The organism is Arthrobacter sp. 2YAF22_2 (assembly GCF_052114645.1).
Classification (GTDB): domain Bacteria; phylum Actinomycetota; class Actinomycetes; order Actinomycetales; family Micrococcaceae; genus Arthrobacter.
Window position 1 is genome coordinate 1 of the sequence record NZ_JBFRFD010000628.1, and the last position, 1816, is coordinate 1816.

Below are 1816 nucleotides of genomic sequence, written 5' to 3' on the forward strand. Positions count from 1 at the left end.
CCGTCCGATGTCGGGTGGCCCGCCTGGCCGAGGACTTCAACCTGGACCTGGACGATCCGCAGAAACGGCTGTGGCTGTGGCTGCGAGCGACCACCATGGGTCTCGCTTCCAAATAGCCTCCGACCAACTCAGATGTTTCAGTCCCCCGGCCCCTACCCTTCGCGCTGATGGGCGGTGGTCCGGGAAGCGGCTGAGATGACGCAGCCGGAATGCGACCGCGGAGATCCATGCCATGAACGTGACCAAAATGGCCCGTTGCACTAGACCTTTCCATTCGAACATGCCACTTCCGGGTTGCTGGCTGATCTTGAGCAGAACAATTCCGAGGGTGAGGACATACCGCTAAGAAGTGTCCACCCCGCCAAGCGGCGCCACGCCAGGTCGCTACGAAAGCGCCGGTAGAACACGAAGCAACTCAACGGCGCAAACGTGAAGACCATGGCGCCGAAGATGCCGTGCACGACGCCGAGCGGACTGGTTTGGCCAAACATCGGCGACGGATCGGTGACGAACGGCCCGGAGGCAATCAGGCTGACTCCGATGCCCTGCATGAGCGACGGTCCGGTGCGGGGAGCCGCGCCGTTGCTGAAGTACGCGGCCACGCTGCTGCCACCCGTAAACCGTRAAAACGGCCACGAAGAGAACGGCCCCCGCCATGCCCGGGACTGCCCCACGCGGGCGCGCCGTCGTGCGCCTGTTGCTGGGACGGGGGCCAGAACTGGAGATCACAAGCAGGGGCCTAGTACGAACCGGGAGCTGGACGAGTCCAGGACGGCGTTCCCCGGGCCGGAACTCAGGGTTCGTCCAGTCTTCTGCCCTTTACTTGGGGCTGAAACCTTCGTCCTTGAGGAGATATTACGTGGAACAGAACACCTACCCAGATCACGTCGCCGGGGCGCCGTTCGCGGCGCACCAAAGCCCCCAGGTGCCGCCGACCATGCCCGTTCCCCAGGCCGGTCCCCAACCTGCGCCCCAGGCGGGTACCCCCACGGGCCATGGTCCGGGACTCTCGGTGAAGAGGAAGTGGTGGAGCCTGCCAAAAGTCTTGGTGGCGGCTGGGATTGCAGTACTTCTCGCCGGAGGCGGCGGGGCAGCGATCGGTTACTCCATGGGAAAGGCCGACGCGACGCGCCAGGTCGCGCAGCGGTTCCAGAACGGACGGCCGAATGGGGCTAACGGTCAGGGGCGCCGTGGCACGGGTCAGGGTCAACCGACCGCCCCGAGCACTCCTGGCGGCGGCATCAACCCGTAGGCCACCCGCACGCGCCCATGTCTCCAACGAGCAGGCGGCGCGCCCGACATCCGGAGGTGGGTCCTCCTAGCCTTCGCACTCGATGCAGTAGGAATGGCCGTTCTTTTCGCGCGCGAGCTGGGACCGGTGCCGGACCAGGAAACAGGAGTAGCAGGTGAACTCGTCCTCGGCCTGGGGAACGACCTGGACGATGAGTTCCTCCGCGACGAATTCCCCGCCGGGGGTCATGGCGCCGTCCAGGGCGTCGGATTCGTCCAGTTCACGGACGACGCTGTTCGCATCCGGGGCGTTGGCGGATTGAAGCGCCTGCAGGGAGCGGTCCTGTGATTCCTTAACGTCGGAACGCACTTCATCGTAGTCGGTTGCCACTGGGGTCATTCTCATTTCTGTCGTTATTAGCTGACGGGTATGGAACGTATACCGGGGTCCCGTTGTTCCCGGGTGGCAGAAGGCAGGTCACCTGGGGCCGGGCGGCCGCGGCCATGGGTGGGGCGGAGCGTCCCGCGCGGCCGCCTCCAGTCGCTCTTTACCCGCAGATTTTTTAATGAGCCACCGCGCGTAACC

At 65.1% G+C, this 1816-nt stretch carries 2 protein-coding genes; both read right to left on the reverse strand.

From position 1 onward, the window contains the following. Positions 1–260: 260 nt before the first annotated feature. Positions 261–602, reverse strand: a complete 342-nt coding sequence (locus tag AB4Y86_RS18025; RefSeq protein ID WP_441403522.1) for a DUF998 domain-containing protein — start codon at positions 600–602, stop codon at positions 261–263. Positions 603–1318: 716 nt separating this feature from the next. Beyond that, entirely contained in the window at positions 1319–1621 is a 303-nt protein-coding gene (locus tag AB4Y86_RS18030) for a DUF4193 domain-containing protein (protein ID WP_441403523.1), read from the reverse strand. Positions 1622–1816 lie beyond the last annotated feature (195 nt).